Below are 6,335 nucleotides of genomic sequence, written 5' to 3' on the forward strand. Positions count from 1 at the left end.
AATTTTTTCATAAGGATGCGACGAATAGGAGCATTCGTTGAAAAAGATTACGTTCCTTATGAAAACCAGTTATAATTATATGTAATTGGATTTGATGGAGCTCTAGTTCTTTAGTACATTTTCTTAAAAACTTAATAGACTCTAAAAAGGACGGGTATTAATTTATCCGTCTTTTCTTTGTTGATATTTATAAACCTATCTAAAAAACTAGGAGATTATACAAGTTTTCTCCACTACTCCTAGCAAAAATTTATAAAGGGGATTTTTTAGATAAAATTATATATTGATTTATTGGGTATGTATTTTATATAAGAAAAAAATAAAGGAGATTTTATGCATTATACAGGACAGGTTTATAGGCCGCCTCTTGAGGCCTACACTCCGCTTTTGGAGGTAACTTATGGGTGCTCGCACAACGCTTGTGCTTTTTGCACCATGTATCATCAGACGAAATTTGGTATTTCGCCCCTAGAACATGTGGAAAGTGATATTATAGAAATTTCTGAGACATTTCCGGGACATATCGATAGGATTTACCTACTAAATGGAGATCCTTTTATGCTTCCTACAGAAAGACTTCTAGAGATTGCAGATCTCATTCATAAATATTTGCCAGATGTAAAAACTATCACCTCTTACGCAAGTTTTTATAATCTTAAAAACAAGTCTATAGAGGATATGAAAGCTTTAAGAAAAGCAGGCTATAACGAACTTTGGTTTGGAGTTGAAACTGGAGACCCAGAAGTTTTGGCTTGGTTAAATAAGGGAGCATACCTTGAGGAGTATTATGAGGGCTTAGATAAGATGAAGGAAGCTGGTATGGATTATTTTGCTATTGTTATGCAGGGGATAAAGGGAGCTGGTAAATCAAAAGAAAATGCCCTTGCGACTGCGAAAGTTTTAAATTATTATCCTGCCAAGGGGATTTTTATCATGTCTACAGATGTTCAAAGAGGATCTAAGCTTTATAAGATGCGCGAAAGAGGAGAATTTGTTGAGACAACTAACAGGGAAAACTTGATTGAACAAATAAGCTTGCTTGAAAATCTTGATGTTCCAGGAGATGTCTTATACTCATCTGGCCACATAGTTAATTTGGTCAAGGTTACAGGTCATATGAGAAAAAAGGAAGAGATGATAGGAAAGTTGAAAAACGCCTTGGCAAGCCTTCCTTCCTATGTTTTGGATAATAAAAGTAAGGGAAGGGCTATATAAATTCCTCTAAGTTAAAATTAAACTCTCCTTATTAAGTATATTTGTTTTTATATGGTTAAAATATTATATTTTTGATATAATTATTTCAAAGATAAAGATTCATATTTATATAAGGAGGTTTTATGGAATTTGTACTTACTCCTTGGGAGATTATAGTTAGGATATTATTATCTGCTCTAATTGGTTTTGTTGTAGGGCTTGATAGGGAAAAGCACTCATCTGCCGGTGTCAGAACCCATATGATTTTGGCTGTGGGAGTATGTGTTATTACCCTTATCCAGGTGGATTTGACAGCAGAATCAATTCTTTGGTATATAGATAATCCTGAATTTATTGGGGTAGTTGGGACTGATACGGGTAGGCTTACCGCCCAGATTGTATCTGGCATTGGTTTTTTGGGCTCAGGCCTTATACTTGTAAGAAATGACAGGACGGTTGATGGGTTGACATCTGCAGTATCTTTGTGGACAGTTGCGGCAATTTCTATTGCTGTAGGCTATGGAGAGTACTTGATTGCAGTCCTAGGTGGAGGATTTTTGATTATTATCCTTACCCTACTTAATTCTAAAAAGACTCGTTTTGATATTATAAGATTAAGGGTACATTTTAAAAATTATGAACCTAAAAGAGAAGATATAAGCGAAATACTTACAAGATACGATGCTAAAATAAATAACTATACCAAAGAAAATATTATTGACGAAAATTATAAGGAATACCGCTATATATATGAGATAGGATATAGGGGTTTTATCGATAAAATAGAATTTTTGGATAGTTTTATAGATAAGTTTGAAGAGATAACTTATATTGAGTTGGTATAAGATAAGTATAAAACATAAGAACTATGATATAATAAAAGATTGATATATTAGCAGGGTAAAGGAGGCTGCTAGAAATTTTTTTCGATATTATTACTAGAAAATATATAAGGAGATACTATGGACAATACGCAATTAGCAAAAGAGATTGTTGCTAAGGTCGGTGGGAAGGATAATATTTCTTCTTACGAACACTGCGCGACTAGGCTAAGACTTATGCTAAAGGACTTTGATAAGGTTGATGACGAAGCGATATCAGACCTCAAAGGAGTCCAAGGTACAAATACTGCCAATGGTCAGTACCAGGTTATTTTAGGACCTGGCAAGGTTAACCTTGTTACAAATGAGGTTGGTAAAATCGTTGGAGATGAGAGAAGCGAGGTAAGGGAGGAGAAGGCAGAGGGGAATATCATCCAAAGGCTAGTTAAGACCCTATCTGATATTTTTGTACCAATCATTCCTGCCATTGTAGCCGCAGGTCTTTTGATGGGTATTAATAATATCCTAACCAGTCCTTTCTTTAATGGTAGAAGTCAATCTATCGTTGAACTTTACCCACAAATAGCAGATTTAGCTGCCATGATAAATATATTTTCATCAGCAGCCTTTACATTTTTACCAGTGCTAATTGGTTTTTCTGCAACTAAGAAGTTTGGAGGCAATCCTTACCTAGGGGCGGCCATGGGTATGATTATGGTCCATCCAGAATTATTAAATGCCTACGCCCTAGGAACAACACCGGCAAGTGAAGTGCCAGCATGGAATATGCTTGGCTTTGCCATACCAGCTGTAGGCTATCAGGGAACAGTTTTACCTGTTCTTGCTGTGGCATGGATTTTATCAAAGATTGAAAACTTCCTCCACGATAAGACACCAATCTGGCTTGATAACCTAACTACACCACTTCTTGCGACCCTCATTACATCTTTAATTACCTTTACCTTAGTGGGACCAATTATGAGAAACGCTGGTGATGCGCTTATAGCAGGCATTACCTTTATTTACACCAAACTAGGATTTTTGGGTGGGGCAATCTTTGGCTTACTTTATGCGCCAATTACCCTTACAGGTATGCACCATTCCTTTATCCCAATTGAAACCCAATTAATAGCTAACCAGGCTGTAAGTGGTGGATCATTTATCTTCCCAACAGCTTCTATGAACAACGTTGCCCAAGGTGCGGCAGTTCTTGCAGTTTTATTAACAACTAAAAACGAAAAAATGAAATCAACAGCAGCTGCATCTGGTGTTTCAGCCCTCTTAGGTATAACAGAGCCTGCCATGTTTGGTATTACCCTAAGACTTAGGTATCCATTTATAGCAGCCATCATAGGTTCTGCCCTAGGATCAGCCTACCTTGCCCTAAGAAAAGTTTTGGCAATAGCCCTAGGTGCTGCAGGCCTACCTGGTATTATTTCAATAAGACCAGAATCTTGGGTTGACTTTATAATTGGTCTTGTAATAGCCATGGCTTCTGCCTTTATCTTGACTATTGTTTTCCAAAAGGGAAATATGTTTGCTGCAAAAGATGCGAAAAAAGAAAAAGTGGAAACTGAGAAAAAAGCAAAAGAAAGTAAGCCGGTTATTGAAAAAACTCCTGGCAAACTTACCATCCTAAATCCAGTAAAAGGAGAGGTAGAAAATATAGAAAAATCAGTAGACGCAACCTTTGCCTCAAAAATGATGGGTGATGGTCTTGCTATAAAGCCTGCGGAGGGCAAACTCTATGCACCTATGGACTGTAAGGTAGAGTCAATCTTCTCAACAGGCCACGCAGTAACTCTTTCTTCAAAAGAAGGGGTAAATATCCTAATTCACATCGGTGTTGATACAGTAAACCTTGAAGGCAAGGGCTTTACCAAACATGTAAAAGACGGAGATGATATAAAGGCAGGAGACTTATTAATCGAATTTGACCCAGATTATATCAAAGACCAAGGTCTTTCAGACCAAACCATGCTAATAATCATGGATTCAGATGATATGGAAATCGACTTTGACCTTGGAAATAAGGATGCTAAAGAAAGAGTAATGGAAGTAGCCCATGCTTAATAGAAAAACCTACCAAGAAAACTTTAAAAAAAGAGAAAAAATGAAAGAAAGGGTGTCAGCTGACCCCTTCCTTTTGGATTTACATGTTTATCCAGAAACAGGGTGGCTAAATGATCCTAATGGACTTTGTTATTTTGATGGTCTCTACCACTTTTATTTCCAATATTCTCCCCTTGATGCCAAAAGGGGAGATATAATCTGGGGCCATGTGACAAGTCCAGATTTAATAACCTATAAAAGAGAAGAACCCTTTATTTTTGCGGATTCTGCCCTTGATAAGGACGGAGCCTATTCAGGATCTGCCTTTATAAAAAATGGGAAAATAAATTTCTTTTATACAGGCAATGTCAAACACGAGGGAGACTTTGACTACATCACAGCAGGACGCGACCATAACACCATAAAGATAGGTTCAGATGGCTTTACTTATAATGGGAAAACTTTGGTAATGGACCATAAGGACTATCCAGCTGACATGACCAGGCATGTAAGGGACCCAAAAATTTATGAAAAAGATGGGGCCTACTATATGTTTTTAGGAGCTAGGAGCCTTTCTAATAAGGGGATGGTCTTGATTTTTAAGTCAGAAGACTTAGAAAATTTCACCTACCATATGAGAGTAGAGACTGATTTTGACTTTGGTTATATGTGGGAGTGCCCGGACTATTTTGACCTAGAAGGTCAAGGAATCCTGGTTTGCTGTCCTCAGGGAGTAAAAAGTGAAGAATATAGGTATCAAAATATCTATCAAGCTGGATTCTTCCCACTTGATTTAGACCTTGAAAATAAGACCTATAAGCTTAAAGACTTTGTAGAATTAGACTATGGTTTTGATTTCTACGCCCCACAAACCTTCGAATATCCATCCGGAAGGCGAATTTTAATCGGCTGGATGGGGATGCCTGATGCGGACTACACCAACCCAACCGAGTACGATTGGCAACACGCCTTTACCATTCCAAGGGTCTTATCTTTTGAAAATGGGAAATTATACCAAAGACCAATAGAGGAATATCAGAAACTAAGAGATAGGAAAATATCCCTAGGTAAGGGCACAGCCTATATGGGAAAAGTCTTTGAAGCTGTAGCTGAAAATATAAGGGGAGATTTTTCTATAAATATCAGGGAAGATGTGACCCTGACCTATGAAAATAGGATTTTAACCCTTGATATGGGAGAGTCTTCTCATGGTAGAAAGCTTAGAAGAATCAAGCTTGACCAAGTTAATAAGCTAGAAATATTCTCTGATAAGTCAAGTCTAGAAATTTTTGTTAATAACGGGGAAAAAGTCATGACAACTAGGGTTTATTCAGAAAAATATGCCTTTACTTCAAATGATTTTGATATGAAAATCCATCCCCTAAGACCATTGACTTTCAAATAAGGATAGAAAATGCAAGTAAAAATAAAAAGTTTTGACGAGTTAACAAAGCAGGAGCTCTACGAGATCCTAAGACTTAGAGTAGATATCTTTGTAGTAGAACAAGAATGCCCCTACCTAGAAATAGACGGCAAAGACTACGAAGCCATCCATATTTATTTGGAAAATAAGGGAGAAATCCAAGCCTACGCCAGAGTCTATAAAGAAGAAGGAGAAGTTCACATCGGAAGGGTAATCTCAAAAGAAAGAAGAAAAGGTCACGCGACCCTCATCCTAAAAGAAGCTATAAGGGTAGCTGAAGAAAACTACCAAGCCAGAAAAATTGTCATAGAAGCCCAGACTTATGCCAAAAGTTTGTACGCTAAGGTGGGTTTTGTAGAAGACTCTGAAATATATTTGCTTGATGGGATTGAACACATAAAGATGGTTTTGCAAATAAAATAAGATTTAGGGAGCACGTCTCCCTTTTAATTTTGAAAATTTAGGCATAAGTATGAGAGATTAACTATGGAAACTTACACTAATGAATTTCACAACAAGCATACATATATAAAAATAAATGATATAAAAAAGGTAAAAATAGGAGATTTGGAGGCTTTAGCTAAGGGTAAGCCATTGCAGATTGGAATTGAATCTAATCAGGTAGAAGTAATTGATTTATTAAAAAAAGCAGATTTTATCATCAAAAGAAAGTGCTATGAAGTGGAAGCGACAAGAGAAGATTTAAAAAATCCCCTAGAGCCTAAAAAGTGCAAAGGAAAAATTACAAAAAAGAGCGAAAAGTCTTATGAAAAGGCGGCAGCTTTGAATTTTGAATATTACAAAAAGACTCACGAAACTGTAAACCCTCTTACAGCAAGCTTTGA

6 protein-coding genes are annotated in these 6,335 nt (G+C 36.8%); all 6 read left to right on the forward strand.

Annotation, left to right across the window (positions count from 1 at the left end):
- The first annotated feature begins 333 nt into the window (after nucleotides 1–333).
- Nucleotides 334–1,215, forward strand: coding sequence for a radical SAM protein (locus Q0410_RS06990; RefSeq protein WP_299034813.1), 882 nt, complete (start codon nucleotides 334–336; stop codon nucleotides 1,213–1,215).
- Between the two features lie 122 nt (nucleotides 1,216–1,337).
- The gene (locus Q0410_RS06995) at nucleotides 1,338–2,039 is read left to right on the forward strand and encodes an MgtC/SapB family protein (protein WP_299034816.1); all 702 of its coding nucleotides are present in this window, start codon (nucleotides 1,338–1,340) and stop codon (nucleotides 2,037–2,039) included.
- A gap of 117 nt (nucleotides 2,040–2,156) precedes the next feature.
- The gene (locus Q0410_RS07000; protein WP_299034819.1) at nucleotides 2,157–4,088 is read left to right on the forward strand and encodes a sucrose-specific PTS transporter subunit IIBC; all 1,932 of its coding nucleotides are present in this window, start codon (nucleotides 2,157–2,159) and stop codon (nucleotides 4,086–4,088) included.
- Nucleotides 4,081–5,472 carry a glycoside hydrolase family 32 protein gene (locus tag Q0410_RS07005; protein ID WP_299034822.1) on the forward strand — a complete coding sequence of 464 codons (1,392 nt, stop codon included), beginning with the start codon at nucleotides 4,081–4,083 and terminating at the stop codon, nucleotides 5,470–5,472. The genes Q0410_RS07000 and Q0410_RS07005 overlap by 8 nt, the downstream gene beginning before the upstream one ends.
- A gap of 9 nt (nucleotides 5,473–5,481) precedes the next feature.
- On the forward strand, nucleotides 5,482–5,913 hold the full coding sequence (locus Q0410_RS07010; RefSeq protein WP_299034825.1) for a GNAT family N-acetyltransferase: 432 nt from the start codon (nucleotides 5,482–5,484) through the stop codon (nucleotides 5,911–5,913).
- Between the two features lie 63 nt (nucleotides 5,914–5,976).
- The coding region (locus Q0410_RS07015; RefSeq protein ID WP_299034829.1) for a hypothetical protein at nucleotides 5,977–6,335 on the forward strand (359 nt) is incomplete at its 3' end.

The sequence above is a fragment of the uncultured Anaerococcus sp. genome (genome assembly GCF_937934665.1).
Taxonomy (GTDB): Bacteria; Bacillota; Clostridia; order Tissierellales; family Peptoniphilaceae; genus Anaerococcus.